At 70.1% G+C, this 25,758-nt stretch carries 25 protein-coding genes and 1 pseudogene; 16 read left to right on the top strand and 10 right to left on the bottom strand.

What is annotated here, in order from left to right:
* Nucleotide 1: 1 nt before the first annotated feature.
* The gene (locus BJY22_RS39355) at nt 2-424 is read left to right on the top strand and encodes a hypothetical protein (protein WP_167217172.1); all 423 of its coding nucleotides are present in this window, start codon (nt 2-4) and stop codon (nt 422-424) included.
* Nucleotides 425-2,635: a hypothetical protein gene (locus tag BJY22_RS41300; RefSeq protein ID WP_202891469.1), complete on the top strand. Its 2,211-nt coding sequence runs from the start codon at nt 425-427 to the stop codon at nt 2,633-2,635.
* A gap of 297 nt (nt 2,636-2,932) precedes the next feature.
* Here the strand turns inward: BJY22_RS41300 and BJY22_RS39345 are convergent, their stop codons facing one another.
* A complete protein-coding gene (locus tag BJY22_RS39345) occupies nt 2,933-3,409 on the bottom strand; it encodes an SCP2 sterol-binding domain-containing protein (RefSeq protein ID WP_167217170.1) in 477 nt (158 codons plus the stop codon).
* 67 nt (nt 3,410-3,476) lie between these two features.
* Here BJY22_RS39345 and BJY22_RS39340 point away from each other — a divergent pair, with 67 nt between their 5' ends.
* The 3 genes from BJY22_RS39340 to BJY22_RS39330 all read left to right on the top strand — a co-directional run bounded on the left by BJY22_RS39340 (nt 3,477) and on the right by BJY22_RS39330 (nt 7,632).
* Complete coding sequence (locus tag BJY22_RS39340; protein WP_167217168.1) at nt 3,477-4,100, top strand: TetR family transcriptional regulator; 624 nt, start codon at nt 3,477-3,479, stop codon at nt 4,098-4,100.
* 98 nt (nt 4,101-4,198) lie between these two features.
* Nucleotides 4,199-6,826: a phosphoenolpyruvate carboxylase gene (locus BJY22_RS39335; RefSeq protein WP_167217167.1), complete on the top strand. Its 2,628-nt coding sequence runs from the start codon at nt 4,199-4,201 to the stop codon at nt 6,824-6,826.
* Nucleotides 6,823-7,632: a biotin--[acetyl-CoA-carboxylase] ligase gene (locus tag BJY22_RS39330; RefSeq protein WP_167217165.1), complete on the top strand. Its 810-nt coding sequence runs from the start codon at nt 6,823-6,825 to the stop codon at nt 7,630-7,632. Before BJY22_RS39335 ends, BJY22_RS39330 begins: the two co-directional genes overlap by 4 nt.
* Before the next feature lie 38 nt (nt 7,633-7,670).
* On the opposite strand, the gene BJY22_RS39325 is transcribed toward BJY22_RS39330, so the two are convergent.
* From BJY22_RS39325 to BJY22_RS39315, 4 genes are all read right to left on the bottom strand, one after another.
* Nucleotides 7,671-8,201, bottom strand: a complete 531-nt coding sequence (locus tag BJY22_RS39325; RefSeq protein WP_167217163.1) for an MOSC domain-containing protein — start codon at nt 8,199-8,201, stop codon at nt 7,671-7,673.
* Nucleotides 8,201-9,100, bottom strand: coding sequence for a helix-turn-helix domain-containing protein (locus BJY22_RS39320; protein WP_167217161.1), 900 nt, complete (start codon nt 9,098-9,100; stop codon nt 8,201-8,203). The genes BJY22_RS39325 and BJY22_RS39320 overlap by 1 nt, the downstream gene beginning before the upstream one ends.
* 59 nt (nt 9,101-9,159) lie before the next feature.
* The gene (locus BJY22_RS43380; RefSeq protein WP_420371428.1) at nt 9,160-9,267 is read right to left on the bottom strand and encodes an MFS transporter small subunit; all 108 of its coding nucleotides are present in this window, start codon (nt 9,265-9,267) and stop codon (nt 9,160-9,162) included.
* Nucleotides 9,268-9,445: 178 nt separating this feature from the next.
* The gene (locus BJY22_RS39315) at nt 9,446-10,099 is read right to left on the bottom strand and encodes an MFS transporter (protein ID WP_337759805.1); all 654 of its coding nucleotides are present in this window, start codon (nt 10,097-10,099) and stop codon (nt 9,446-9,448) included.
* 153 nt (nt 10,100-10,252) lie between these two features.
* Between BJY22_RS39315 and BJY22_RS39310 the strand changes: the two genes are divergently transcribed.
* Both BJY22_RS39310 and BJY22_RS39305 read left to right on the top strand, forming a co-directional pair.
* Nucleotides 10,253-10,876, top strand: coding sequence for a PH domain-containing protein (locus BJY22_RS39310; protein ID WP_167217159.1), 624 nt, complete (start codon nt 10,253-10,255; stop codon nt 10,874-10,876).
* A 3-nt stretch (nt 10,877-10,879) separates the two neighbouring features.
* Nucleotides 10,880-11,548, top strand: coding sequence for a DUF1345 domain-containing protein (locus BJY22_RS39305; RefSeq protein ID WP_167217157.1), 669 nt, complete (start codon nt 10,880-10,882; stop codon nt 11,546-11,548).
* Here the strand turns inward: BJY22_RS39305 and BJY22_RS39300 are convergent.
* Both BJY22_RS39300 and BJY22_RS39295 read right to left on the bottom strand, forming a co-directional pair.
* Nucleotides 11,545-12,756: a GNAT family N-acetyltransferase gene (locus BJY22_RS39300; protein ID WP_167217155.1), complete on the bottom strand. Its 1,212-nt coding sequence runs from the start codon at nt 12,754-12,756 to the stop codon at nt 11,545-11,547. The two genes, BJY22_RS39305 and BJY22_RS39300, sit on opposite strands and share 4 nt — an antisense overlap.
* Before the next feature lie 41 nt (nt 12,757-12,797).
* Entirely contained in the window at nt 12,798-13,358 is a 561-nt protein-coding gene (locus tag BJY22_RS39295) for a GtrA family protein (protein ID WP_167217153.1), read from the bottom strand.
* A gap of 129 nt (nt 13,359-13,487) precedes the next feature.
* Here BJY22_RS39295 and BJY22_RS39290 point away from each other — a divergent pair, with 129 nt between their 5' ends.
* From BJY22_RS39290 to BJY22_RS39280, 3 genes are all read left to right on the top strand, one after another.
* A complete protein-coding gene (locus BJY22_RS39290; protein WP_420371444.1) occupies nt 13,488-14,675 on the top strand; it encodes a 5-(carboxyamino)imidazole ribonucleotide synthase in 1,188 nt (395 codons plus the stop codon).
* An 8-nt stretch (nt 14,676-14,683) separates the two neighbouring features.
* On the top strand, nt 14,684-15,187 hold the full coding sequence (purE, locus tag BJY22_RS39285) for a 5-(carboxyamino)imidazole ribonucleotide mutase (RefSeq protein ID WP_167217149.1): 504 nt from the start codon (nt 14,684-14,686) through the stop codon (nt 15,185-15,187).
* Nucleotides 15,188-15,262: 75 nt separating this feature from the next.
* Complete coding sequence (locus tag BJY22_RS39280) at nt 15,263-16,483, top strand: MFS transporter (protein ID WP_167217147.1); 1,221 nt, start codon at nt 15,263-15,265, stop codon at nt 16,481-16,483.
* Nucleotides 16,484-16,487: 4 nt separating this feature from the next.
* Here BJY22_RS39280 and BJY22_RS39275 read toward each other — a convergent pair whose 3' ends face one another.
* Nucleotides 16,488-17,825 (bottom strand): UDP-glucose dehydrogenase family protein, encoded by a 1,338-nt coding sequence (locus BJY22_RS39275; RefSeq protein ID WP_202891468.1) that lies wholly within the window; start codon nt 17,823-17,825, stop codon nt 16,488-16,490.
* Between the two features lie 124 nt (nt 17,826-17,949).
* On the opposite strand from BJY22_RS39275, the gene BJY22_RS39270 reads away from it, so the two are divergent.
* From BJY22_RS39270 to BJY22_RS39260, 5 genes and pseudogenes are all read left to right on the top strand, one after another.
* Entirely contained in the window at nt 17,950-19,113 is a 1,164-nt protein-coding gene (locus BJY22_RS39270; RefSeq protein WP_167217145.1) for an acyl-CoA dehydrogenase family protein, read from the top strand.
* Nucleotides 19,114-19,676: 563 nt separating this feature from the next.
* On the top strand, nt 19,677-20,021 hold the full coding sequence (locus tag BJY22_RS41295; protein ID WP_202891467.1) for a carboxymuconolactone decarboxylase family protein: 345 nt from the start codon (nt 19,677-19,679) through the stop codon (nt 20,019-20,021).
* The gene (locus BJY22_RS41290; RefSeq protein ID WP_202891466.1) at nt 20,018-20,194 is read left to right on the top strand and encodes a hypothetical protein; all 177 of its coding nucleotides are present in this window, start codon (nt 20,018-20,020) and stop codon (nt 20,192-20,194) included. The genes BJY22_RS41295 and BJY22_RS41290 overlap by 4 nt, the downstream gene beginning before the upstream one ends.
* A gap of 140 nt (nt 20,195-20,334) precedes the next feature.
* Nucleotides 20,335-20,730, top strand: a pseudogene (locus BJY22_RS43375) (GNAT family N-acetyltransferase); the annotation flags it as partial.
* Nucleotides 20,731-20,878: 148 nt separating this feature from the next.
* The gene (locus BJY22_RS39260) at nt 20,879-22,174 is read left to right on the top strand and encodes a protein kinase domain-containing protein (RefSeq protein WP_167217143.1); all 1,296 of its coding nucleotides are present in this window, start codon (nt 20,879-20,881) and stop codon (nt 22,172-22,174) included.
* On the opposite strand, the gene BJY22_RS39255 is transcribed toward BJY22_RS39260, so the two are convergent.
* The gene (locus BJY22_RS39255; RefSeq protein WP_337759804.1) at nt 22,167-24,029 is read right to left on the bottom strand and encodes a vWA domain-containing protein; all 1,863 of its coding nucleotides are present in this window, start codon (nt 24,027-24,029) and stop codon (nt 22,167-22,169) included. The genes BJY22_RS39260 and BJY22_RS39255 overlap by 8 nt on opposite strands.
* A 134-nt stretch (nt 24,030-24,163) precedes the next feature.
* On the opposite strand from BJY22_RS39255, the gene BJY22_RS39250 reads away from it, so the two are divergent.
* Entirely contained in the window at nt 24,164-24,733 is a 570-nt protein-coding gene (locus BJY22_RS39250; RefSeq protein WP_167217139.1) for a helix-turn-helix domain-containing protein, read from the top strand.
* 25 nt (nt 24,734-24,758) lie between these two features.
* On the opposite strand, the gene BJY22_RS39245 is transcribed toward BJY22_RS39250, so the two are convergent.
* Nucleotides 24,759-25,514, bottom strand: a complete 756-nt coding sequence (locus BJY22_RS39245) for a hypothetical protein (RefSeq protein WP_167217137.1) — start codon at nt 25,512-25,514, stop codon at nt 24,759-24,761.
* Nucleotides 25,515-25,758 lie beyond the last annotated feature (244 nt).

The raw sequence follows: 25,758 nt of genomic DNA, 5'->3' as shown, positions 1-25,758 counted from the left end.
GATGGACTACGGGGAGTTCGACGCGGCGCGGCGCCGGATCGTGCGCGCCTGGGGGACCGAGATCACGGACCCCGAGGTCCTCGCGGAGGCTGTGGAGCGGCTGCGGGAGCAGGCGGAGACGGTCGAGGGCGAGGCCGACCGGGCCAAGGCGATTCGCTACCTGAAGACGATGGACGACCTCGTCGTCGAAGCCCGGACCCCCGAGAGCGCTCCGATCCGGCAGGCTTCCGACGTGATGATGCGGGCCTCGAGCCCGGAAGGCACGCCTGCCGAGCGGCGGGCCCGTGCGCGGGCGGGTATGGAAGAGATCGCGCGGATCGCGTACGCCGCCCCGACCACCGGCGAGCGGGACGCCGCCCTCGAGATGAACGAGACTCTGGCATCGATCATCGAAATGATCGATGCGGAGTCCGAGGAGCCGTAAATGGCCCTGCGGACGCGGCGCAGCGCCAACAGTGAGATCCCGGACCTCGACAACGGACTGTGGGAACGTGTCCGGGACGCTGTCGCGGCCGAGTCGGGATCGCCCGCCTCGGTGTGGAACGGTCAGTTGCACTACACCGACGACCCCGCGATCCGTGGATCGGCGAGCGGCGACGGCACCGTCCGGCTGAACCGGACGCTGGTGGTCGGTCCCCTGCAGGAGATGTACGCCACCCGCGGTCAGCCGGCCACTCAGCAGCAGTGGAGCGAACGGCGGAACGCGCTCAAGACGGCCATCCACGAGTTCGACCACCTCGCCGGGCCCGCGGGATTCGACACGAATCGCTGGACCGCGGACCTCCAACCGTTGGAGTACCGGCCGCTCGAGGAGGGCGTCACCGAGGCCTGGAGCCAGGCCCGCGTCGACGCGATCGCGGACCGCGCGCTGCCGCCCGACCTGGCCGCGAAGGTGAAGGCGGTTCGCGCGCCGCACTCGTACCCCGCGTACGAACCCGCGGCCCGGGCCTTCGCGGATCAGATCGGCGCCGAGGCGAATCTGTCCGGCGACGAGGTACTGCGCCGGATGGCGAGCCAGCCCCCGATGTCGAAGGGCCGCGCGGTCGCCGACGTCCTGTTCGACAGCTCGGACCTGCCGAACATCGTGCCGGCCAACGAACAGGAAGGCGTCCGCCAACGCCTGGCCGAACAGATCGACCGCGATTTCGCAGACCTCCGCTCCCTCTCGGGCAGCACGGCGTCGAATCTCAGGTCCATCTCGCGCGGCCGCGGCCTGGACATCGCCGACTCGGTCACCGCCACCATCCGAGCCACCGAAACCCAGTACCGCAACCAGTTGGCCCTCCAACAAACCCAACAACTCCAACAGACCGCGACCCGCGAACAACCCACCCTCCAATTCCCCCGCGTAAACCCCCAGCAACACCTCGACCCACAGCAGCCCCAGATCCAGTCGCCCCAGCCCCAGCCAGCACGACCTCAGGGGGAGGCACAGCCCCAGCCGCAGGCGCAGCCCCAGCCGGTCCAGCCGCAGGCGCAGCCAACCCAGCCGCAACAGCAGCAGCCGCAGTACCAGCAGCGTGCGCAGCCGCAGCACCAGCAGCCAGGTCAGCAGCAGCCGCAGTACTCGCAGCAGCCGCCGCCGGCCTATCCGCCGCCGCAGCCGTACCAGCAACCAGGTCAGCAGACGCCGTGGCAGCAGTCACCCGGCCAACCGCAGCAGCCTGCCCAGCCGCAGTACTCGCCTCCGCCTCTGCAACCGCGGTACCAGCAGCCAGGCCAACAGCCGCCGACCTCGCCGCAGCAGCCGCCGACCTATCCGCAGCATCAGCCGTACCAGCAGCCGCAGTACCAGCAGCCTGCGCAGCCGCAGCACCCGCCGCACCAGCAGCAGCCGCAGTATCAGCAGCCAGGTCAGCAGGCACCGTGGCAGCAGTCACCCGGCCAGCCGCAGCAGCCTGCGCAGCCGCAGTACCCGCCTCCGCCTCCGCAGTACCAGCAGCCCGGTCAGCAGCAGACGCCGTGGCAGCAGCAGCCTGCGCAGCCGCAGTATCAACAGCGAGGTCAGCAGGCACCGTGGCAGCAGTCACCTGGCCAACCGCAGCAGCCTGCCCAGCCGCAGTACCAACAGCCCGGTCAGCAGCCGCAGTACTCGCAGCAGCAGCCGTCGATTTATGCGCATCCGCCGCACGTTCAGCAGCAACCTCAGTCTGCGCAACCGCAGCATGCACCGGGGCAGCAACCGCAGTACCAGCAAGGGTCGGCAGGGCAGCAGCAACAGGCGCAGCCGGCTCAGGGGCGGTGGTGGCAGCAGGTGCAGGCTGGACCGTCCGCGCAGCCGCAGCCGCAGCCGCAGCCGCCGCAGTACCAGCAGCCGCAGTACCAGCAGCCAGGGCATCAGCAGCATCAGCAGGCCGGCCACGGGCAAGTGGGTGGGCAGCAGGTGCAGGGGGATGGGCAGTGGTGGCGGCAGGTGCCGGGTGGGCCAGTTGCGCGCGGTCAGCAGCAGTCGGGGAGGGGTGGTGGTGAGGCGCGGGATGCGGATGTTGCGGCTCTGCGGTCCGTGCTTGATCATCAGGCACCCGCGGCGGGCGCGACCCGGGTACCTCGCGGACAGGCGGCGACTGGCCGTCGCGGCGGTGCGCACACACCCGCGCAGTCAGCCAACCGCACCACAGACACCCCGAGCCTCTGACCCCCGCGGCTCGACCCGCGAGCCACGAGGCGTCGAGGTTCGCGGCCCGCGGCCCGCGGCTGATCCTCGGTCAGCTCCTGGGGACGGGGTCACCTGGTCAGATGTCCGCAGCCCCTGCCGCCTGTTCGCGGTGGTGGTTATCGCGAGCCAACCCAGGCTGGAGTGGTGGTCCCCGATGGCGGGAGCATGTCGGCAGGCGTGGGCGGGGCGCGGTGGGTTGTCGGCGCTCTGGCGTTCAGGCGTGCGCCGTCCGACCGGTAGCTGCATGCGTGCTGTCGAGCAGCGTTCGCGTGGCGGCTAAGTCGGGCCGGTGCTGAAGAGTTTGGGGAGGCGGGCGGCGCGGGCGAGGTCGCCGCGGACCGTCAGGCGTTGTTTGAGGACGGCCAGGACCGGGTCCTCGTTGCCGGTGACGATGCGGAGCAGGGTGGTGGGGTCGGTGCGGATCGAGATGTCGGGGGGAGTGGGTTGCGGGGGCAGCGGGGTGCAGTGGCCGTCGTGGACGTGCAGCCAGTACTCGTCGACGGCGCGACCGTCCCCGCCCGCGCCGGTGATCTGCCAGCTGATCACGGCCTCGAACCCGGCGGCCCGGGCGGGTCGGAGGTACTCCGGCATCCGCCGAAAGATCTCGCGCAACGCGATCTCTCGAACACCCCCGATGAGTCGATGCCGGAGCTCCCGCTCCGACGTCCGGTCGACCAACCGGGCAAGCTCACTCGCGTCCAGGGTGGTGATGCCCTCGGACTCGAGCCAGCCGGCACTGCCTCGCTCGGTCATCGACCACCCCCGCGGCAGTGTTCCTACCAGACTGTAGGAATTTCCTACGATGGGGTAGCTTTGTCAAGTGGTCGACGCTGAACGACGTCGGCGCGCGCCGCATCTCGGCCCGGAGCGCCGCCGGCCGCTGATCCTGGATGCCGCCCTCGAGGTCTTCTCGGCCCGGGGGTACGCCGGCACGACGATGCAGGCGATCGCGGACGCCGCCGGTGTCACGAAGCCGGTCGTCTACGACTGCTTCGGGAACCGCGACGAGCTGCTGCTGGCCCTGCTCGCCCGCGAGGAGCAGCACCTGGTCATCTCGATCGTCGCCGCGCTGCCCGCGGACCCGAGCGTCGGTACGCCGGAGGAGCACGTCCTCGACGGCCTGACCGCGATCCTCACCGCCGTGGAGAAGCAGCCGCAGTCCTGGCGGATCGTGTTCGGAGCCCAGTACGGCGCCGCGCCCGTCGTCGCCGACCGGATCCGCGCCGCCCGCGCGTTCCTGGTCGAGAGCCTGCGGCTGACCATGCTCAAGTCCCTGCCCGGCGTCAGCGACCCGGACGCGAATCTCCCGGTGCTCGCCGAAATGCTCGCCGCGATGACCGAGAGCTGCGCCCGGATGCTCGTCACCGGCGCCACCGACCGCACACCCGCCGAACTCGCCCGAACCGTGTCGCAGGTGGTCGGCGGCGGCTTCGGCAACGTCTGATCTTGCTACTGCGAAGTAGCTGAGCAACCGGTCACGATCGGCTTCCAGTGGGCGGACTCGGCAGCATCGGCGGGCGTCCGCCGATAGGGTGGGCGAACGTGAGCGAGACCGGTAGTGAGACCCGTACCCGCGCGCGGTTCGAGGTGCCTGAGGAACTCAGGGCCGACGTCCGCCTGCTCGGCGAGATCCTCGGCAAAGTCCTGGTCGAGTACGCCGGTCAGCCGCTGCTCGACGACGTCGAGAAACTGCGCGAGCTGACCATCGCCGGCGACGGCGCGGCCGCCGAGCAACTCGTCGCGTCCTGGCCGCACGAGCGCGCCGAGGACGTGGCCCGCGCGTTCACCTGCTACTTCCACCTGACCAACCTCAGCGAGGAGCTGCACCGCGCCCGCGTCCTGCGCGAGCGCGACCGCGCCGGCAGCGAGGCGGTGGTGTCCGAGCTGGCCCAGGCCGTCGAGCAGATCGCCCGCGAGAGCGGCGAGCAGCAGGCCCGCGCGCTGCTCAACGGACTGGAGTTCCGCCCGGTCCTGACCGCGCACCCGACCGAGGCCCGGCGCCGCGCCGTCCTGGCGACGATCCGCCGGATCAGCTCGCTGCTCGACGAGCGCCACGACCCGCGCGCGGGTGACAGCGACCTGGCCGAGAACCGGCGCCGCCTGGTCGAGCAGGTCGACGTCCTCTGGCGTACGTCGCAGCTCCGAACCAGCCGCCCTTCGCCGCTGGACGAGGTGCGGTCGGCGATGGCGGTGTTCGAGGAGACGCTGTTCAACGTCGTCGGCAACGTGTACCGGCGGCTCGACGACGCGCTGGCCGGCGACGACGCCGGGACGCGGACGCCCGTGGTGGCGCCGTTCGTCCACCTGGGCTCGTGGATCGGCGGCGACCGCGACGGCAACCCGAACGTCACCGCGGCGATCACCCGCGAGGCCATGCAGATCCAGGCCGACCACGTCCTGCGGGCGCTGGAGCAGGCGACCGAGGAGCTCGGCCGCGCGCTGACCCTGGACGCCGCGACCACGCCGCCGTCGGCTCCCGTACGCCGGATCCTCGAGGACGCCCGCGCGGTCAACCCCGAGCTGATCGCCGACATCGAGACCCGCTCACCGTCCGAGCCGCACCGCCAGCTCCTCCTGCTGGCTGCCCGCCGCCTGGCCGCGACCCGCGCCCGCGACGCCGACTTCGGGTACCCGCGGGCCGCCGACTTCCTGCACGAGCTGAAGGTCCTGCAGGACTCGTTGGTGAGCGCCGGCGCACCCCGCCAGGCGTACGGCGAGCTGCAGCAGCTCATCTGGCAGGTGAACTCGTTCGGCTTCCACCTGGCCGAGCTGGAGATCCGCCAGCACTCCTCCGTGCACGCGAAGGCTCTGGAGGAGGTGCTCGGCGGTGGCGAGCTTTCCGACCAGACGGAGGAGGTGCTCGCCACACTCCGGGTGATCGCCCAGATCCAGCAGCGCTTCGGTCCGGAGGCGTGCCGTCGGTACGTCGTCTCGTTCACCCGCAACGCCGGCGACCTGGCCGCCGTCTACGAGCTGGCCGATGCCGCGCTCGACGGACGGCCGATCGAGCTGGACGTCGTACCGCTGTTCGAGACCGGTGAGGACCTGCAGAACTCGGTGGAGGTGCTGGACAACGCGATTCAGCTCACCCGGGTTCGGCACCGCCTGACGGCGAACGACCGGCGCTTCGAGGTCATGCTCGGGTACTCCGACTCGGCCAAGGACGTCGGCCCGGTGTCGGCGACGCTGGCGCTGTACGACGCGCAGGCGCGGATCACCGCGTGGGCGCAGCGCAACGCGATCCGGCTGACGCTGTTCCACGGCCGGGGTGGCGCGCTGGGGCGGGGCGGTGGCCCGGCCAACCGCGCCGTACTGGCGCAGGCACCTGGATCGGTGGCCGGGCGGTTCAAGCTCACCGAACAGGGCGAGGCGATTCCGGCCCGGTACGGCAACGCGGCGATCGCGCAGCGGCACATCGAGCAGGTGACCGCGGCGACGTTGCTCGCGTCCACGCCGGCGATCGAGGAGCGGGCTGCTGCGGCGGCGGATCGGTTCGCTCTGGTGGAGAAGACGCTCGACGAGGCAGCGCGGACGGCGTACCACCGGCTGGTGAAGGCGGACGGGTTCGCGGAGTGGTTCAGCACTGTGACCCCGCTGGAAGAGCTGGGGCAGCTGCCGCTCGGTTCGCGGCCGGCTCGGCGTGGTGTCGCGGTGTCGTCGCTGGAGGACCTCCGGGCGATCCCGTGGGTGTTCGCCTGGTCGCAGGCTCGTGTGAACGCGCCCGGTTGGTACGGCCTCGGTACTGCGCTCGCAGCGGTCGGTGACGTCGATCTGCTGCGGGATGCGAATCAGAACTGGCCGCTGTTCCAGGTGATGCTGGAGAACGCGGAGATGTCGCTGGCCAAGACAGACCGGCGCATCCTCGGCCGCTACCTGGAGCTGGGCGACCGCGCCGAGCTGACCCAGCAGATGCTGGACGAGCACGAGCTCACCACGGAGTGGGTGCTCAAGGTCCTCGACCAGGAGCGACTGCTGCAGGGACGCCGCGTGCTGGGTCGTGCGGTGGAGCTGCGCAATCCGTACGTCGATGCGCTGAGCTACCTGCAGTTGCGGGCGCTCCGGACGCTGCGGACCGATGACTCGCTGGACGAGGAGCAGATCGTCCGTACCCGGCGGCTGCTGTTGCTGACCGTTTCGGGTGTCGCCGCGGGTCTGCAGAACACCGGATGAGCTTCAGCGATCTGGACCGGCCCCCGCTGGACGAGAAGTTCCTGCGGGGGCGGCTGGTGCGTCCTGGTGCGCTGTGGACGCAGATCGACGTACTCGCGGAGACGCCGTCGACGAACGCTGTTGTGGCAGCTGCGGCCGCAGCTGGACAGCCCGAGGGGCTGGTTGTTGCTGCGGAGTTCCAGTCGTCCGGTCGGGGGCGGCTGGGGCGTACGTGGAGCACACCGCCGCGCTCTGCTGTGTTGATGTCAGTACTACTGCGCCCGAGCACGGTCGACGCCGCACGGTGGCCCTGGCTGGGGTTGCTGGTGCCGCTGGCCGTGGCAGCCGCGGTGCGGAAGGTTGCCGAGGTCCCGGCGCAGGTGAAGTGGCCGAACGACGTACTGGTCGAGGACCGGAAGCTGGCGGGCATCCTGCTGGAGCGCGTCGAAGGGCCGGCTGCGGTCGTCGGCATCGGTCTCAACGTCACGCTGCGCGAGTCGGAGAAGCCACACGAGGCGGCGACGTCGCTGGCGTTGGAGCAGGCTGCGACGACCGATCGGGTCACCGTCATGGCCGCGGTACTGCGTGAACTCGCGAGCCGCTACCAGTCGTGGGTCGACGCCGATGGGGATCCGGCTGTAGTTCTTCCCGAGTACCGCGAACTGTCCGCGACGCTCGGCCAAGCGGTACGTGTGGAGCTCCCCGACGGCACATTCCTCGAGGGAACCGCCCGCGACTTGGCCGACGACGGTCGCCTCATCGTGGACTCACCAGACGGCCCAAGACCGTTGGCAGCAGGCGACGTAACCCACCTACGCCGAGCCTGAGCCCAAGCTGCCGAGCCCGTGCGCAGCCCGGGGCGGGGCTAGCGGTGGGAGGAATCGCCGATTGTTGGGGCTTTGTCGGGGCGGTGTAGGACGGTGATGCGGTTGCCGGCTTGGATCTTGCCGGGGTGTAGGACCTTCAGATACGCGCCGACTCGGCCGGTGCGGGCGAAGCGGTGGTGGAAGCGCTTGATGTCCATCCGCCCCGACAGGTTCCCGCACGGCGTGCGCGGCGAGCGCACCTCGACCAGGATCCCGCCGATCTGCCAGCGCTCACCGATCAACGCCCCGGTGATGTCGAGGCCGCGCGTCGTCAGGTTCTCACCGAAGAGGCCCGGCGGGATCTCCCGCCCCAACTCGGCCGCCCACCACTCCGCATCCTCGATCGCATAGGCGTACAGCGCCTTGTCGGGCCCACCGTGGTACCGGGTGTCGCACTGCCGATCCCCGGCCACCCCCAACTCGCCGACCTCGACCGCCCCGCGCACCGGCCGCTTGTCGATCGCCGTCCACCGCGTCGGCCCACGAATCAGCTCGTGGACGACGTTCACCGCCACCAGCAGCCCGCTCATCAGCTGATCCAGCGGATCGGATCGCCGCTGTCCAGGTCGTCGCAGCCGGCATCGTGCAGCGCCCCGGCGACCAGCGTCCGGCGGTACGACGCGAACGTCAGCACGTGCGCGACCATCGCGCCGGCCGTGTACACCTCGACGTTCTCGCCGCCCGGGCAGACGATCAGCTCGTCGAGCCGGTTCGCCGTACACAACTCCCCGACCTCACCCGCGAACGCGGGCCCGACCTCGTCCAGCCGGCGGCGCATGCTCTGGACACTCTCGCCCTGCTCGACCGAGAAGTCGTACGGCTGTCCCGCGAGGTTCGCGTGCCACATCCCGAGCTGGCCGACCAGCCGCGACAGCAGCGAGCGCACCGTCGGATCGTCGTCGATCCCCTCGACCGAGATCGTGATCGGCCGGTCGAGCTGCTCGTCGGTCAACCTCGCCGCCTGCCCGAGCATCCGCCCGAGCAGCCAGATGTGATGGTCGACCATCTTCTGGATCAGATCCATCGAACTCACCTCGTCCCTGGCCGGCACCCGCAACCCGTCCGGCGGGTGGAAATGGATCCCACTGGGCGCGTCCAGGCGGATCCGGTCCGGGCGCCCGCGCCATTCGGCAGGCGGTACGCCGTACGCGCGGCTGAAGGCCCGGGTGAACGCCTCGTGCGACCCGTACCCGGCCTCGACCGCGACGTCGAGGATGTTCCCGGACCCGGTCAGCAGCCGGTACGCCGCCCGCTCGAGCAGGATCCGCCGCCGCAACCGTGCGGGCCGCTCACCCGCTGCCGCCTCGACCATCCGGTCCAGGTGCGACCGCGACAACCGGACCCGGGCCGCCAACTCGGCCGCCGTCGCCTCGTGCTCGTCCAGCGCATCGGCCAGCACGTCGACGAAAGCGGCGAACACGTCACTCATGGCCCTATCGTGCCGCCGCCGGGGTCGCCGTACTTGATCGTTTTCGCTCAGTCCGGGATCTACTCGGTGAAGATCTTGACCGCGGTGATCAGCGTCTGGATGACGCCGTACCCGAGCAGTACGGCGACCAGCAGCCAGGAGATCACCAGGCGCGGGGTCTGGTTCATCGTGCCGCCTCCACCCTTGTGCTCGACTCTTCGTGGAACCGCTCGGACACCGAGCGGATCAGCAGGTTCGCGACGAACCCGACCGCCAGGACGCCGACCATCGTGAACAGCGCCGGCCGGTACGCCGACGCGGTGAGCGTGCCCGGTTTGCCCTCGCGGTCCAGGAACCCGTTGATGATCAGCGGTCCCGCGATTGCTCGGGCTGTACGACTCCGGCTACAGCAGCCCGACGAACCCGGCGGCCGATGCCCGCGGTCACGTTGCAGAACAGCACGATCCACAGCAACCAGAACTGCGGGGTCTTGATCGCGTTCGCCGCGGAGACGTTGCCGGTGGTGACCAGCGCCTTCTGCCGGACCGTCGCCGAGTCGAAGCCCGGCGGCGCCCAGCCGTCGGCCGGGACGCGGATGTTGAAGACGCCGAACATCATGATCACCTCGGTGGCCGGCGGCGGGGCGCTGGTCGGGCGCGACAGCGGACTGGCGACCAGGGCGCCGCCGCCGAAGCCCATGATCGCCAGGCCGGTCGCGAGCCCCGGCCGGTCCGGGAACCACTTGATCAGCGTGGAGACCGGGGAGATGTAGCCGATCCCGAGGCCGATGCCGCCGATCACGCCGTACCCGAGGTAGACCAGCCAGAGCTGACCGGTGCCGATGCCGAGGGCGCCGACCAGGAACCCGGAGGCCCAGAAGCAGGCGGCGACGAACATCGCTTTCCGCGGGCCGTTGCGCTCCACCCAGGTGCCGCCGACGGCGGCGGACAGGCCGAGCATCACGATCGCGATGCTGAACACCACGCCCACCGCGGTCTGACTGGTGTCGAAGTGCTTCACCCGCCTGCCATCTCGGCTCCCTCTCGTCCCCCAGCTGACGACCCCTCGCGCATACTCGCTCACTGTATGCATTTTGTGAAGTGTTAAACCATCTTTCCGGGCCGATCGTGTCGGGAGGGGACAACCGAACCCGCCACCTGTGAGACTGGGGCCATGGCGATCTCGGCGAAGTTGTTGGGTGAGGACGAGTACGTTGTCGTCAGCACCCGGACGCACTGGAAGGCGCTGATCGGCCCGGTCGTCCTGCTGCTGGTGGTGGCGGGCCTGGGCGGGTTCCTGGCCGCGATCGTGCCGCCCGGGTCGTTGCAGACCCCGGCCCGGATCGCGCTCCTGGCCGTCGGCGTGGTGCTGCTGGCGACGTTCGCGCTGAAGCCGTTCCTGAACTGGTTCTTCTCGACCTACACGCTCACCAACCGGCGGCTGATCACCCGGCACGGCATCCTCACCCGGACCGGCCGGGACATCCCGCTGATGCGGATCAACGACGTCTCCTACGAGCACGGCCTGATCGACCGCGTCCTCGGCTGCGGCACACTGCACATCGAGTCCGCCGGCGAGCGCGGTCAGGTCGTGTTGCCCGACGTACCGCATGTCGAGCACGTCCACCTGCAGATGTCCGACCTGCTGTTCGGCGGGCCGGAGGGCAGGCCCGGCGACGGCATCCTCGATGACGAGCAGCCGCCGGAGCACCAGCGCCGCCGCCCCCAGCAAGCCGAGCAACGGCCGCGGACCGCCGACGACGGCGACACCATCTTCAGTTCGGACGACGACCGCTAGCGCATGGCTCGGCCGGAGAGTTCCGATCCGTGGTGGGTGTCGACCCACTCACGGACCCGGCTCGCGGTGACGCTCGGCGCGGGGCTGGTCGCCGCGGTCGCGACCGGCCCGACGGTTGGCTGGACCTACGCGCCGCTGGTCGGCTGGGATGTCACGGCGTTGCTGTTCGTCGTCTGGGTGTGGCTGACCGTCCGGCGGATGGACCCGGCGGAGTCCGCGGCGCACGCGACCAGGGAGGATCCGGGCCGGGCGCTCAACGACCTGATCCTGCTGATTGCCGCGGTCGCCAGTCTGGGAGCGATCGGGTACCTGCTGATCCAGGCGTCCAGCGCAGGCAGCGCCGAGCGGAACCTGCTCAGCGGATTCGCGGTCGCCAGCATCGCGGTGTCGTGGTTCACGGTGCACACCGTCTACGCGTTGCGGTACACGCGCCTGTACTACGCGGAAGAAGAAGGCGGCGTCGACTTCCACCAGGACGAGTCACCGGACTACCGGGACTTCACCTATCTCTCGTTCACGATCGGTATGACCTTCCAGGTGTCCGACACCGACCTGCAGTCGCGCGAAATCCGCCATGCGGCGTTACGGCACGCGCTGCTGGCGTACCTCTTCGGTGCGGTCATCCTGGCCGGCACTGTGAACCTGGTAGCGGGCCTCGGCTCGGGTGGCTAGAAGATCTCGACGCTGACCGGCGCGACCGGCCAGCCGAACGCTGCCGTCGCGCGACCCAGTGCCCCTGGCGTCTGCTCCACGACCCGTCCGGTTGCGGCGAACTCGGCCAGCTGCCGCCCGCCGAGGTACGCCGCGCCGAGCTCGGCCACCGAGAGACTGAGATCGGCCGCGGCGTCGGTGCGCTCGCAGCTGACCGAGGATGCGTCGGCGGTCAGCCGGAAGCGGCCGTTGTTGGACTCGATCAGCGCGTCCGTCACGTCGAGGACGACCTCGACAGGTACGGCGTACCGGCGCTGCTGAAGGGCCTGCGGTACGTCGGTGACCCGGACCCAGAGCGACTCACCCACCCGGCGGTCGAGCGCGGTCGGCGTACGGACGAGCTGCAGGAGCGGCTCGTCCACAGCGCCGTACCCGTAACCGAGCTTGGCGCTCAGGTCCATCGTCAGCAGGTGCTGCCACAGTGCCCGGTACGCCGTCGCGTCCGGGGCGACCAGCTCCTCGACCTGCACCTCGTTCGCCGGGCCGGTCGGGATCCAGTTCATCTTCCCGCGCCAGAGCGCGTACCCGTCGATGCTGCCGGCCTCGTCGCGGTGCACGAGGATCTGACGGGCCGTCCGGCCGCCGCGGTCGTCCGGCTTGTCCTGCAGGTGTTTCTGCCACAGCAGCTCCGACCGCCCGGACACTCCCGGCCGCTGCTCCTGCGCCCGGCGCAGCAGTGTGGGCAGCTCCTTGAGCGCCTCCTCGACCGTCAGTTCGCCGAGCTCACCCGGGCGGATCGGTCCGTCGGGCGGGCCGACGCGGTGCAGGTCGACCTCGTACGCCGTGCCCCAGGCCGCCGCGGCGTACCCGAACCGCCCGTAGATCGCCGGCTCGCTTGCCCACAGCACCGCGATCGCCTCCGGCACGTCCCGCAGCTGTTGCCCGATCAGCCGCGACATCACCCCGCGCCGCCGATGCGTCGCCCGGACCCCGACTCCGGTCACATGGGCCGCGTCCACGACCGCACCCGGGACGGACAGGTCGCGCGTGAGCGCCCTCGTCGTCCCGACGATCCGGCCGTCGTCGGTCGCCACCAGCGTCCGCTCGGGCTCGAACAGCTGCCGCCCGAGGTCGTCCGGCGTGGGCTCGAACATCATCGCCCCGCCGAACACGGCCCCCACTGCCTCGAACTCGGCCGCCTCCGCCGTACGCACCTCGATCTCGCTCATCCCAGCATCTTCACACGCCGGGGGAGCCGGGGGTGAACGGTTTAGCGGACGACGGGCAGGTCGCCGGTGGTCTCGCCGTCCAGCGCGGCCGGGGAGTCCGGGGCCGGCGTGTGCTCGGCCTCCTCGAGCGCGATCTCCTCGCGGAAGACGAACTTCCGGTACGACCAGAAGCGGAACAGCGTACCGAGGCCGAGGCCGATGAAGTTCGCGGCGATGTTGTCCGACAGCCAGCTGTGCAGGTCCAGGACGTAGCGCGAGAAGGCCAGGCAGCCGGCCGCGATCAGCAGACCGATGCCGTTCAGCACGAAGAACAGCACGTACTCACGGTGCAGTCCGGAGCGCTCGCGGTGCCGCCAGGTCCAGTACCGGTTCCCGAGGTACGTCGCGATGGTCGCGACCGTGACCGAGATGAACTTCGCGGTCAGCGGCTTGTGGTGCAGCATGCCGACGCCCGAGTCGGCGAGCACCAGCGGGTTGTTGAAGACCAGCCAGTTGTAGATCGGCAGGTCCACGATCAGTCCGAGCAGACCGACCAGGCCGAACTTGGCCACTTCGTGCACCAGGTGCTGGAACTGGCGGTACAGCGCGGTGACGAGCTTCAACGGGGTTCGGAGCCTTCTGTGATCGGATCGCGACGGCTGGGTCAGCCTCCCACGGTACCCGGCCCGTGGTCCGAGCCCGAAATCGCCCGCGCGCCGCGAAACCCGGCGTACGGCGGGTGCTGTCAGGACATTAGGCTCACGGCTGTGAAGTTCGATCGCAAAGACCTTCCCGTCGGTACGCCGGTGGTCGGCATGGTCGGCGGCGGCCAGCTGGCCCGGATGACCCAGGAAGCGGCCGTCGCCCTCGGCATCCAGCTCCGGGTGCTCGCCGAGGGCGACACGGTGTCCGCCGCGCAGGCGGTCGCGGACGCTCCCGTCGGCGACTACAAGGACCCGGAGACGGTACGGCGGTTCGCGGCCGAGTGCGACGTGGTGACGTTCGACCACGAGCACGTCCCGACCGACCTGCTGCACTCGCTCGAGGCGGACGGTGTCGCGGTCCGGCCCGGTCCGGACGCGTTGGTGCACGCCCAGGACAAGGCCGTGATGCGCGCCCGGCTGGACACCTTCGACGCGCCGTCGCCCGCTCACCAGGTGGTCGCCACGGCCGCCGACGTCGCGGACTTCGCCAAGCGGGTCGGCGGCTTCCCGGTCATCCTCAAGACCACCCGCGGCGGGTACGACGGCAAGGGCGTGTGGTTCGTCGACGGGCCGGACGACCCGCAGGTCGCGACCGCGTTCGGCAGCGGCGTACCGATCCTGGCCGAGGAGAAGGTCGATTTCGTCCGCGAGCTGTCCGCGATCGTGGCCCGCTCGCCGCACGGCCAGGCCGTCGCGTACCCGATCGTCGAGTCGGTCCAGCAGGACGGGATCTGCGTCGAGGTGACCGCGCCGGCACCCGGTCTGTCCCCGGAGAAGGCCGCCCAGGCGCAGCAGACCGCACTCGGGATCGCCGGCGAGCTCGGTGTCGTCGGCGTCCTCGCGGTCGAGATGTTCGAGGCCCGCGACGGGCGGCTGCTGGTCAACGAGCTCGCGATGCGCCCGCACAACACCGGGCACTGGTCGATCGACGGCGCGGTCACGTCCCAGTTCGAGAACCATCTGCGGGCGGTGCTCGACCTCCCGCTCGGCTCGCCGGCCGCGCGGGCGCCGTACACCGTGATGGTCAACGTGCTCGGCGGCGACGTCGAGGACATGCACCGCGGGCTGCTGCACTGCCTGGCCCGCGACCCGGGGCTGAAGGTCCACTTCTACGGGAAGTCGGTGAAGCCCGGGCGCAAGGTCGGCCACGTCACGGCGTACGGCGACGACCTCGAGCAGACCCGTGAACGTGCGCGGCACGCGGCGGCGTACCTGACCGGCACCATCGACGAGTAAGGGAAGTCATGTCCGTTGGAATCGTGATGGGGTCGGACTCCGACTGGCCGACGATGAAGGCCGCCGCGGAGGTCTGCGCCGAGTTCGACGTGCCCTTTGAGGCAGATGTCGTCTCGGCGCACCGGATGCCGACCGAGATGATCGACTACGGAAGGTCAGCACACGAGCGCGGGCTCAAGGTGCTGATCGCCGGCGCCGGCGGGGCCGCCCACCTGCCCGGGATGCTGGCGTCGGTGACCCCGCTGCCGGTGATCGGGGTACCGGTACCGCTGAAGTACCTCGACGGGATGGACTCGCTGCTGTCGATCGTGCAGATGCCGGCCGGGGTTCCGGTTGCGACGGTCTCGATCGGGAACGCTCGCAACGCGGGGCTGCTGGCGGTCCGGATCCTGGCCGCTTCCGACGAGGGGCTGCGGGACCGCATGATCGGTTTTCAGGAGACGCTCGCGGAGGTGGCGCGGGGGAAGGGCAGCACGGTGCGTGACGGGGCGGCAGAGTTGCGTAAAGGCTGAGGTTGTCGCTGGTTTTCCACAGGACGGGGCGGGTAGTCATGAGATCCCATCGGTTGTCGTTTAAGGTCGTCGATCGTGACTCCGCCCACTGAATCGGATACGCAGCGCATTCCGGTCCGCTACTGGATCTGGCTGTTCGGCGCCGCCGTGTCCCTCCTCGGCGACCTGACGATGAGCTTCGCCATCGGCTGGTCCGCCACTCAGCACGGCGGCAGCGTCGCGGGCCTGATCCTTCTCCTCGCCGCTGCCCCCCGAGCTATCCTCCTCCTGGTAGGCGGCGCCGTAGGGGACAGATACGGAGCCCCCCAAGTCCTCCTGGCCAGCTGCACCGCGATGTTCGTGGTCACCGCGGCCCTCGTCCCCGCCACTCTGGCGGTCGGCGAACCCGTGTGGTTGCTGGTGATCCTGGCGCTCGTGGTCGGATCGATCGACGCGTTCTTCCTGCCGTCCTCGCGGGCGATGCCCCGACTCCTCGTCCCGTCGCAGCAAGTCCCGCGGGCGCTCGCGAGCTTCCAGGTGACCGGCGTGGTCTTCGCCGTCACCGGCACCGCGATCGGTGGTGTCCTGGTGAGCTGGGCGGGTCTCACGGCGGCCGGTGGATTCGACGCCCTCACGTTCGGCGTGATGATCGTCGTCCTGATCGTGCTGCGGAAGTCGATGGCGCCGTCGAAGCGGATGCCGACCGGGATGATCCGGTCGATCGGCGCGGGGATCCGGGTCGCGTTCGGGAATCCGCTGACCCGGGCGCTGCTGATCACGATGACCGTCGCGGCCGGTCTGCTGATGCCGCTCGATGCGCTGCTGTTCCCGCTGCTCGCGCGCGACCACGGCTGGGACGCCGCCACTGCCGGTCTGCTCGTCGCGAGCCGGAGTCTGGGTGTGGGGGTGATCGCGCTACGCATCCTGATGCGCGGCGCGTTTCCCCGGCCGGGCGTGGTCGCCGCGCTCGGCCTGCTGCTGGCGGCTGTCGGACTGCTGGGTCTCTCGGCGTTCGATCCGTTGCCGCTGACGTTCGCGGCGGGCGTACTGAGCGGGATCGGGGTCGGTACGTTCACGGGGCACGTCCTGCCCCTGCTGATGAACTCGGTGGAGCGTGAGTTCCAGTCGCGCCTGCAGTCCATCGTCGTGCTCTGCCAGAACATCGCCCTGATGGTCATGAACCCGCTGCTCGGCGGTCTCTCCGATCTGGACGGGGTGGGGATCACCGGTGTCTGCCTGGGCATCTCTGTCCTGGCAGCTCTCACCGGTTGCGTCGTACTGACCCGCCCCGTCGTCCGGGCGGCGACGGTCAGCTAGGACCTTACGGTTTCCCCGGGGCGCGGTACGTCCAGCCGGCTGTGCGCCAGGTTTCGGCGTTCAGGTTGAGGCGGGCGTCGATGACGACCGGGGTGCTGACGACGTCCCTGAGCGCGGCCGGGTCGAGGGCGCGGAACTCGGGCCATTCGGTGAGGTGCAGTACGGCGTGCGCCTCGCGGCAGGCCTCGACCGCGGTGGGGGCGTAGCGCAGCGTCGGGCGGACGCGGCGGGCGTTCTCCATCGCCTCCGGGTCGTAGACCGTGACGTTCGCGCCGTGCAGCTGGATGCGGCCGGCCACGTCCAGGGCGGGCGAGTCGCGGACGTCGTCCGTACCGGCCTTGAACGCGGCGCCGAGCACCGTGACGTTCTTGCCGACCCACTCGCCGCCGAGCATCTCGTGGGTGAGATCAACGATCCCCGCGCGCCGGTGCTGGTTGATGTCGTCGACCTCGCGGAGCAGCGTGATGACCTCTTCGACGCCGAGCTCGCCGGCCCGGTGCATGAACGCGCGCAGGTCCTTCGGCAGGCAGCCGCCGCCGTACCCCGGCCCGGCGTTCAGCGCGCCGCGGCCGATCCGCTTGTCGTACCCGAGCGCGTCGGCGAGCTGGGTGACGTCCGCGCCGGTCGCGTCGGCCATCTCGGCGAGCGCGTTGATGAACGAGATCTTCGTGGCCAGGAACGCGTTCGCGCCGGCCTTGACCAGCTCCGCGGTCGGCAGGTTGCAGATCACCACGGGCGAACCCTCCGCGATCGGGGTGGCGAACACCTCGCGCAGCCGGGTCTCCGCGGCCTCGGACTGGACGCCGAACACCAGCCGGTCCGGGTGCAGCGTGTCCTCGACGCCGTGCGCCTCGCGGAGGAACTCCGGCTGCCAGGCGATCTCGACCGCCGTACCGGCCGGGGCCTCGGCGTGGAAGCGCTGCTCGACGATCGTCGACGTACCGACCGGGACCGTCGAGCGTCCGACCACCAGCGCCGGCCTGGTCAGCAGCGGCGCGAGCATGTCGACCACCGAGTGCACCTGGGACAGGTCGGCCGCCTCGCTGCCCTCGAGCTGCGGCGTGCCCACGCAGATGAAGTGCACGTCGGCCCAGTCGGCGATCTCCCGGTAGTCCTTGGTGAACCGCAGCCGGCCGGAGTCGGTGTGCTTCTTCAGCAGCGGGTCCAGCCCCGGTTCGTACAGCGGGGCCTTGCCGTCGTTCAGCAGTTTCAGCCGGTGTTCGTCGATCTCGACGCCGATCACGTCGAAACCGAACTCCGCCATTCCCGCGGCGGTGTTCGCGCCGAGGTAGTTGGTGCCGATCACGGCGATCCGCAGCGGACGGGACGTCGCTTCACTCATGTCCGGGACTCTACCCATCGTGGTTATCGGCCGGTGACCGGCTCATGTCCGGCCCGTGCGTACTTGGTCACTTTCGGAGTACGACGCCCTCCGCCGGCGCGTGGTTCGTCGTACTGTGTGACTCGTGAGTAACTCATTCGAGCTGTACGCGCTGTCCGAGGAGCACCAGGCGATCCGCGAGGCCGTTCGCGACGTCTGCGACGCCAAGGTCGCCCCGCACGCCGGGGACGTGGACGAGCTGGCCGAGTTCCCGAAGGCGTCGTACGACGCGCTGAAGGCCTCGGACTTCCACGCGCCGCACATCCCGGAGCAGTACGGCGGCGCGGGCGCGGACGCGCTCGCCACGGTGATCGTGATCGAGGAGGTCGCCCGTGCCTGCGCCTCGACCTCGCTGATCCCGGCCGTGAACAAGCTCGGCTCACTGCCGCTGCTGCTGTCCGCCTCGGACGAGGTGAAGCAGCGCTACCTGCCGCCGGTCGCGGCGGGTGACTCGATGTTCTCGTACTGCCTGTCCGAGCCGGAGGCTGGTTCGGACGCCGCCGCGATGAAGACGCGGGCCGTCGCGGACGGGGATGGGTATGTGTTGAACGGGGTGAAGCGGTGGATCACCAACGCCGGTGTCAGCGACTTCTACACGGTCTTCGCGGTCACCGATCCCGACGCCCGGTCGCGCGGCATCTCGGCGTTCGTGGTCGAGAAGTCCGACGAGGGGGTGTCGTTCGGGGCGCCGGAGAAGAAGCTCGGCATCAAGGGCTCGCCGACCCGCGAGGTGTACTTCGACAACGTCCGGATCCCGTCTGATCGCTTGATCGGGGAGCCGGGCACCGGGTTCGCGACCGCGATGCAGACTCTGGACCACACCCGGGTGACGATCGCGGCGCAGGCCCTCGGAATCGCGCAGGGGGCGCTCGACTACGCGCTCGGGTACGTGCAGGAGCGCAAGCAGTTCGGCAAGGCGATCGCCGAGTTCCAGGGCCTGCAGTTCATGCTCGCCGACATGGGCATGAAGATCGAGGCGGCGCGTCAGCTCACGTACGCCGCGGCCGCCCGCTCGGAGCGCAACGACAGCGACCTGACGTACTTCGGCGCCGCCGCCAAGTGCTTCGCCTCCGACGTCGCGATGGCCGTCACCACCGACGCCGTCCAACTCCTCGGCGGCTACGGCTACACCCACGACTACCCGGTCGAACGCATGATGCGCGACGCCAAGATCACCCAGATCTACGAAGGCACCAACCAGGTCCAACGCATCGTCATGGCCCGCCAACTCCTCAAGGGCATCAGCTGACACTGACTGTTCTGCCCGTAGATACTGGCCTCGTGCTGTTCGTCTGAGTCCGGTGAAGGGCTGATGGCGAAGCCGTAGGGTCTGCGAAACGGCCGCCGCGGTTCGAGTGCGCGGGCGAGGCGAGCAGTTCGTCGTACAGCTGCCGGCCGGCGCGGGGATCCAGCCAGTTCCCGTGGTCACTCAAGCGCAGCACGGTGCGCCTGATGAGATCCGTCAGGTAACGGACCTCGAGCTCGGCCGGCGAAGGCGGCGGTGGCGGAGCCGCTGCCACGGGCTTCGGTCGCTCCCGGACCAGCAGACCGACAACCGCGACGACCGACACAACGAGCATCGCAACGATGACCAGGGCTGCTGCAGGCGTCGGCACGCCCTCACGGTAGTGATCGCCGACCCGGCAGATGCACCCATGGCACGGACCTGCCAGCAGTCACATCGCCGGAGCATGACTGGTCGGATGGCGGATTCTCTTGCCTTGGGCTCCGATTTAGCGTCGGTTTCGGCAGCGGAGTCGTTCCAGCAAGAGGAGAACTATGGTCGACCTTCCGAGTAGTCCACTTGCTGATGTGGATCCGGTGTTCGAGCAGATGGCGTTGGAGACGGGATCTCGGACGTTCGGTTTGCGCGGTCCGTCGGTTCGCGAGAAGTTCCTCCAACTGTTGGCGCACGACGTCTGCAGGCTCAACCTGGGGATGGCGTTCCGCATGCATGTCATGGCGGCAACGAAGATGCATGGCGTGCCGTACGCCGACGTTCTGGCAGTGATCCGTTTCGTCGCCCCGTACTCGGGCTATCCCGCTGCCGCCGACGCGCTCGGCAGGCTGCCCGAGATCGCCAAGGTCCTCGGGCTGGACACCGATGTCCCGGCCGACGTGGACCTTGACTCCGTGAACGGGCCTTCGTCGCGATGACAACGGACGCGTGCTTCCAGACACTGGGCAGCACGTTCCGGCGCCATGTGCGGATCGCTCGGAACGACGGCGTACCGGACGACGACATCCGTGACGCGGTCCGGTTCACCGCCGAGCTCGGCATCATCAGGACCGTCAACGCACTCGAAGAACTCGAAAAGATCCTCGGCTAGGAGGTCCCGCGACGGTGCGGACCTCGCGGGCCAGCTGGGTTCTCTTCGCCATGCTCGGACGCTAGGCGCCCTCCGTCGGCAGCGGCATCCGTCGATCGACCGGCTCGAAATCGGCGCCGGCATCCGGTTGACTGGCGCGGGTGCTTCTTCGACCGCTCGAGCTGCCGGATCTACCGACCTTCGTGTCCTGGGGTCGCGATCGGACCTTCTGTGAGCATGCCGGTTGGACGGTGGACCGGCCCGCGGCGACCCTCGCGGCTCATTGGCGCGCGCTGATCGAGGAGCCGAAGCCGGATCACCTTCGGCGTGCGGCAGTCGTCGGCGCTGAGGTCGTCGGGTACGTCGACCTGGCGGGTGCTGACCCGGATCGGCGTGAACTGGGCTATGTCATCGGCCCGTCCGACCGCTGGGGACGTGGTCTCGGCGGGATCGTGGCGCGACTCGGGCTCGACTGGGGATTCCACGAACTGGGGCTCGAGGAGATCCGGGCCGAGGCGGTGGACGCCAACCGGGCATCGGTGCGCATCCTGACGTCGCTCGGGATGACGGAGACCGGTCGGGGCGAGGACGAGGAGTTCCTCGGTATTGCGAGCAACTACCGGCGGTTCTCGATCAAGCGGGCCGAGTGGGGTCCTGATGGATTACCGTGTGCGTCCAGTCGCGACGTACTAGGAGGTCCACGGGGTGGCGGATGTGTTCGCCGGGCGGTTCGAGCTGCTCGATCCGATCGGGGTCGGTGGAGCCGGGACGGTGTGGCGGGCGTGGGACCGGCGGCAGGAGCGACTGTGCGCGGCCAAGGTACTGCGGCAGCGCGACGCCGGTGCACTGCTGCGGTTCGTGCGTGAGCAGGGCCGGCGGCTCGATCACCCGAACGTGCTGACGCCGTACGGCTGGGCCGCGGACGACGACATGGCGCTGCTCGCGATGGACCTTGTCGGCGGCGGCTCGGTGGCCAACCTGGTGGCGGACTTCGGCCCGCTCCCGCCGCGACTCGTCGCCGAGCTGCTGAGCCAGCTGCTCGGTGCGCTCGACCAGATCCACACGGCAGGCGTCCTGCACCGTGACGTCAAGCCCGCGAACCTGCTCCTGGAAGCGACCGGCACGGCACGGCCGATCCTGCGACTCACGGACTTCGGCATCGCGATCGCCCTGGGCGAGCCCAGACTGACCGTCCACGGCACGGTCGTCGGCACGCCGGGCTACCTGGCGCCCGAAGCCTTCAAAGGCGCCGCACCCTCCCCGAAGCAGGACCTGTACGCCGCCGGCGTCACCGCCTGGCAACTCCTCACCGGCGCCGAACCTCCCGAACGCGGAGACCTGCCGGCGCCGCCGGACACCACCGCTCCGATCTGGAGCCTCGTCGCCGACCTGACGCAGACCGATCCAGCCGCCCGTCCGAAGTCCGCACGCGCCGCGCTCGCCGCCCTCGCCCCGACGTTGGCCGAGCCCCTCGAAGTACCGGCCAGGACCCCCGACGGCGAGGTCATCGAGGTCTTCGACCACCTCCCGCCCCTCCCCGACGACTCGCCGTACGCACCCCCTCGGCCGACGCTGACGCTGGACGACGCGGCCCCGCGAGGACCCGAGGACGGCGTTCGCACGGACGAGCAGCAGGGCGACGCAGCGGGCCGGGATCCGCGGGGGAGGCGGCGTACGGCGGTGGTTGTGGCGGTGCTCGCGCTCGTGCCGGTCGTCGGCGGTGGGATCGCCGCACTGCTGGCCGATCTCGGTCCGTTCGGCGATCCGCCGCCGTCGAAGACCTCCACGTCGCCGAACGGCACGGTCGGACCGACCACGACAGGCCCGACCACCAGTGCATCGAACAGTGCGACGCCCGTGACCCGTTCGGCCGATCCGGCGATCCGCGTCGGGCAGCCGTGTGGATGGCAGCTGGCCGGGGCGGTCGAGACGGCAGCTGACGGCACCCGGGTGGAGTGCCGTCAGCAAGGGGCGTCGTACGTGTGGACGAAGGTCAGTTAGACCAACCCGCACCCGGCGCGCCCGGGCCCTGCGGTCGGCGGCCGCGCAGGATGAGCGCGATCGCGACACCGGCCACCGCGAGCAGTACGGCGGCGCCACCGATCACCCAGGGCAGGACCGAGCTGGAGTCCTCGGACGCCCGGCCGTCGATCGGTCCGGTGGCGGTCCCGGAGCCGTTGTCCGGCGACGAGGTGGGGGAACCGGCGGGCGTCTCGCTCTCCGTCGGCTCGGCCGTGGGGGTCGGGCTGGTCGTCGTGCCGGAGGCGCCGTACTCGGGTCCGCTGACCTTCGTCCCCGCGACCGCCACGTCGATCTTGACCGGTACGCCACCCGCACTTGCGTCCGCGCCGAGCTTGACCATGATGTAGTACCAGCCGTCGACGGCCATCTTCCGCACGTCGGTGGAGTTGCCCTCGCGGTTCAGGTACATCACCCGGGTGGTGGCGATCGGCTTGCCGTTGGTCGGCAGCGTCTTCGTTTCCCCGGTGTAGGCGGTGGTGGAGCTGCCGATCTCGTCGCGGACCGGGTTGTACAGGGCCGTCGCCACGTTGACGATCTCCCCGTCCGGCACCCCGGCGTAGGTGACCCGGTAGGCCAGACCCTGGCCCCAGTCCAGCTTCACCCGGTAGAACAGCTGCTCGCCGTAGTACACGGTTTCGCCGTACCGGCCCGGCCCCGGCAGGGTGGTCGCCTCGTTGAAGGAGCCGCCGCCACGCACCGGCTGCCCGGCACCCGCCGGCTCGTTGGCGAACTCGACCTTCGCGGCGGCAGCCGGCTCGCCCTGCCCGCCGATGACCGGCGGCTCGACCCGTACCAGCAGCTCGACCGGCACGCGGTCCGTGCCCTTGTTGTCGCGGGTGATCCGAAGGACGTAGCGGCCGGGCTCGTCGCAGGTGCGGTTACCCTGGCCGTTCGCCAGCTCGTCCCACCGCAGTACCGTGCTCAGGCTGCCGCCGTCGGTCTTGGCGCGGGTGTGCAGCTCCCGCTCGCGCTTGTTGCAGTCGGCCGCACCCGGCCCGGTGATGCGGATGTCCAGCGCCTCGACCTCGCGGACGTTGCCGCGCGGGAAGACCACGGTCGCGGCGAAGTACAGCGTCTCGCCTTCCTTCAGGTCGACCGCGTAGAAGCGCTCCTCCTGCGAGTTCAGGGTGTCGATGTACTGGCCGGGGGCGACCGTCGGCGCCGTGGTCGGGTCGTTGGTCCCCGTCACCGGCTTGCCGACGGGCTCGTAGTGCCGCAGGGCCCGTTCGGTGACCCGGCCGAGTACGCCGGTCAGCGTGCCGGCGTCCTCGGCGTCGTGGTAGGTGCCGCCGGTGGTCTGGGCGATGCAGGCGAGCTGTGCGCGGGCGGCGGCGCCGACCTTGAAGCCGATGGTGTGGACGTGCAGGTCGACGCCCTGCCGGTGCAGCTCCTTGGCGACCTCGCACGGCTGCGGCGGGGCGCAGGTGTCCTCGCCGTCGGAGACCAGCACGATCGAGCGCTGGCCCTCCTTCGGCAGTTGCGCCGCGGCGATCCGCAGGGACTGGCCGATCGGCGTGTAGCCACGAGCCTGCGCACGGGCGACTGCGGCCTTCAGTGCCGGCTTGTTCACGGCGCCGACCGGCTGGACCACCTGGACGTCCCGGCAGCCGGCCGCCTTCTCGGACCCGGCCGAACCGGTGCCCGCGCCGTAGATCGTGAGCCCGACCTGGGCCTCGGCGGGGAGCCCGTCGACCATCGTGGCGACGGCGCGCTTGGCGGCGTCCATCCGGGTGCCGGTGCCGCCGGCGTCACGGGCCTTCATCGACCCGGACGAGTCCAGCACGACCATCACCGGCGAGTACGGGTTCGCGGCGGCGTTTGCAATTGGAAACACGAAGGCGAGGGCGGCCAGGGCCAACAGTGCAGCGGCGCGGCGTATCATTGGCTACTCCAGTGTTTGCAGATCGGAACGATGACGACCCTAGCGTTTGCATTTGATATTTGCAACCGCAAAGCCTCGGAGGACTTGTGGCGGACGCGCACACCCGCAACGTCGAACGGCAGATCGAGTGGTACGGCGAGCCGCTCGGCGACCGGTTCGGACGGCTGCTGGCGAGACTCGGCCTGTCGCAGGCCCAGCTTGCCGGGGTACTGGGTCTCTCGGCGCCGATGTTGTCGCAGTTGATGTCCGGGCATCGGTCGAAGATCAGCAGCCCGGCGGTGCTCGCCAGGCTGCTGCACCTGGAGGCGATGGTCGGGGACCCGGCCTGGGAAACGCTGCCGCCGGACGAGCAGCAGCGGCGGTTCGCCGACGTCCGCGCCGCCGAACGTTCCACGCTGTCGATGGTCACCGCGGAGCGCGATCAGGTTGGGCAACTCCAGTCCGTCGTCGGCGGCGACACCGGAGGGAGCCGATCGACCGGGGATCCCGTGACGACGATCCAGGAGTTGCTCAGGGCGGTGGCGTCGGCGGCCGAGCTCGACGGCGCCGCGCGCCTGCTCGAGCACGACTATCCGGATCTGGCAGAGGCCCTGAGAGTGCTCGGCACCGGCCGCACCCCGGACGCCCGCGCGTTCTACGCCCGGGTCGTCGGCTGAGCCGGGCCCGCATCAGGTCACGGCGTCAGGTCACGGCGAGGTCGTTCACGAAGCTGTCCGACCAGTCCGACAGGGTCGGGAGGCGTTCGGACCAGATCTTCGTGCGCGGCGTTCCCGCCGTACCCGGCTCGCCGTTCTCCGGCCAGTAGCCGATCATCGAGCGCAGTGTGCCGAGGTGCTCGGTGAAGTGGTCGTCCGCACGGACGATGGTGGCGACCCGGCCGGCGCCCAGGCGGGCGATCACCTCCGGGTCGCGGAACACGGTCCGGATCGCGCCACCGAGGTTGGCGAGCTGCGAGTCGCACGGGTGCGCGGCCACCGGTTCGGTGATCACCAGGGTGTGGGTGTCGGGGAGGTACCAACCCTGACGCTCGGCGATCCGGTAGAGCTCGGCCAGCCGGGTCCGCAGGTGCGGCGTGGTGGCGAGGCCGGTGCCGGGGTCCTCGCACGACGACGAGTGCAGGTACGTGAGCGTGCACTCGGTCCAGCTCTGGCACAACGTCCTGATCGCCTCGAACGACGGGTCTTCGCCAACGGTCCGGTACGTCGTTCGCAGTACGTCGAGAGCCGCTGTCAGCGGGACCTCGCGCTCGGCCAGCCTGCGTCCTGCCGCGGCCGCGTGCGGTATCGGGTCCGATCCGCCGGCCAGTGCCTGCAGCAGGGGTCGGAAGACTGCGTCGTGGCCCGGCCGGTTCAGGCGGTGCCGCCCTCGCGCCGGCTCTGGTTCCGGCTCCGGAGCGGTCCTGATGGGCGGTGGTTTGCGCAGCTTGTCGATCAACATGGCGGGTCCCCGTTTTGACTACCGATCGTGGTCACCCACCTGGCCGGCGGGCAACGTGTACGCCCTGAGACGCTCCACCTCCGGATCCATGACGCGGAACGGCGGAAATTCGCGGGAACCGCCTGGATTACGCTTACCGGCGATCCCACTGGCGATTCCCGACAGTCACGACCGCCCCGACGCCCTGGAGGGAAGACATGGAAGGTGCCGGCGTTCATCGCATCGCTCGACGCGATCGGTCCGG

Origin of the sequence: Kribbella shirazensis (assembly GCF_011761605.1) — a bacterium.
GTDB lineage: Bacteria > Actinomycetota > Actinomycetes > Propionibacteriales > Kribbellaceae > Kribbella > Kribbella shirazensis.
The sequence above is the reverse complement of the archived record's forward strand: the minus strand, read 5'-3'. Positions and strand labels throughout refer to the sequence as shown.

Bases quoted from the DNA above. Each gene is read 5' to 3' on its own strand.
- BJY22_RS39275 (WP_202891468.1), bottom strand. From the start codon at position 17,825: ATGAGTGAAGCGACGTCCCGTCCGCTGCGGATCGCCGTGATCGGCACC.
- BJY22_RS41300 (WP_202891469.1), top strand. From the start codon at position 425: ATGGCCCTGCGGACGCGGCGCAGCGCCAACAGTGAGATCCCGGACCTC.
- BJY22_RS41290 (WP_202891466.1), top strand. From the start codon at position 20,018: ATGACAACGGACGCGTGCTTCCAGACACTGGGCAGCACGTTCCGGCGC.
- BJY22_RS39355 (WP_167217172.1), top strand. From the start codon at position 2: ATGGACTACGGGGAGTTCGACGCGGCGCGGCGCCGGATCGTGCGCGCC.
- BJY22_RS39330 (WP_167217165.1), top strand. From the start codon at position 6,823: ATGAGCTTCAGCGATCTGGACCGGCCCCCGCTGGACGAGAAGTTCCTG.
- purE (WP_167217149.1), top strand. From the start codon at position 14,684: ATGTCCGTTGGAATCGTGATGGGGTCGGACTCCGACTGGCCGACGATG.
- BJY22_RS39325 (WP_167217163.1), bottom strand. From the start codon at position 8,201: ATGAGCGGGCTGCTGGTGGCGGTGAACGTCGTCCACGAGCTGATTCGT.
- BJY22_RS43380 (WP_420371428.1), bottom strand. From the start codon at position 9,267: ATGAACCAGACCCCGCGCCTGGTGATCTCCTGGCTGCTGGTCGCCGTA.
- BJY22_RS39305 (WP_167217157.1), top strand. From the start codon at position 10,880: ATGGCTCGGCCGGAGAGTTCCGATCCGTGGTGGGTGTCGACCCACTCA.
- BJY22_RS39245 (WP_167217137.1), bottom strand. From the start codon at position 25,514: ATGTTGATCGACAAGCTGCGCAAACCACCGCCCATCAGGACCGCTCCG.
- BJY22_RS39300 (WP_167217155.1), bottom strand. From the start codon at position 12,756: ATGAGCGAGATCGAGGTGCGTACGGCGGAGGCGGCCGAGTTCGAGGCA.
- BJY22_RS39310 (WP_167217159.1), top strand. From the start codon at position 10,253: ATGGCGATCTCGGCGAAGTTGTTGGGTGAGGACGAGTACGTTGTCGTC.
- BJY22_RS39320 (WP_167217161.1), bottom strand. From the start codon at position 9,100: ATGAGTGACGTGTTCGCCGCTTTCGTCGACGTGCTGGCCGATGCGCTG.
- BJY22_RS39345 (WP_167217170.1), bottom strand. From the start codon at position 3,409: ATGACCGAGCGAGGCAGTGCCGGCTGGCTCGAGTCCGAGGGCATCACC.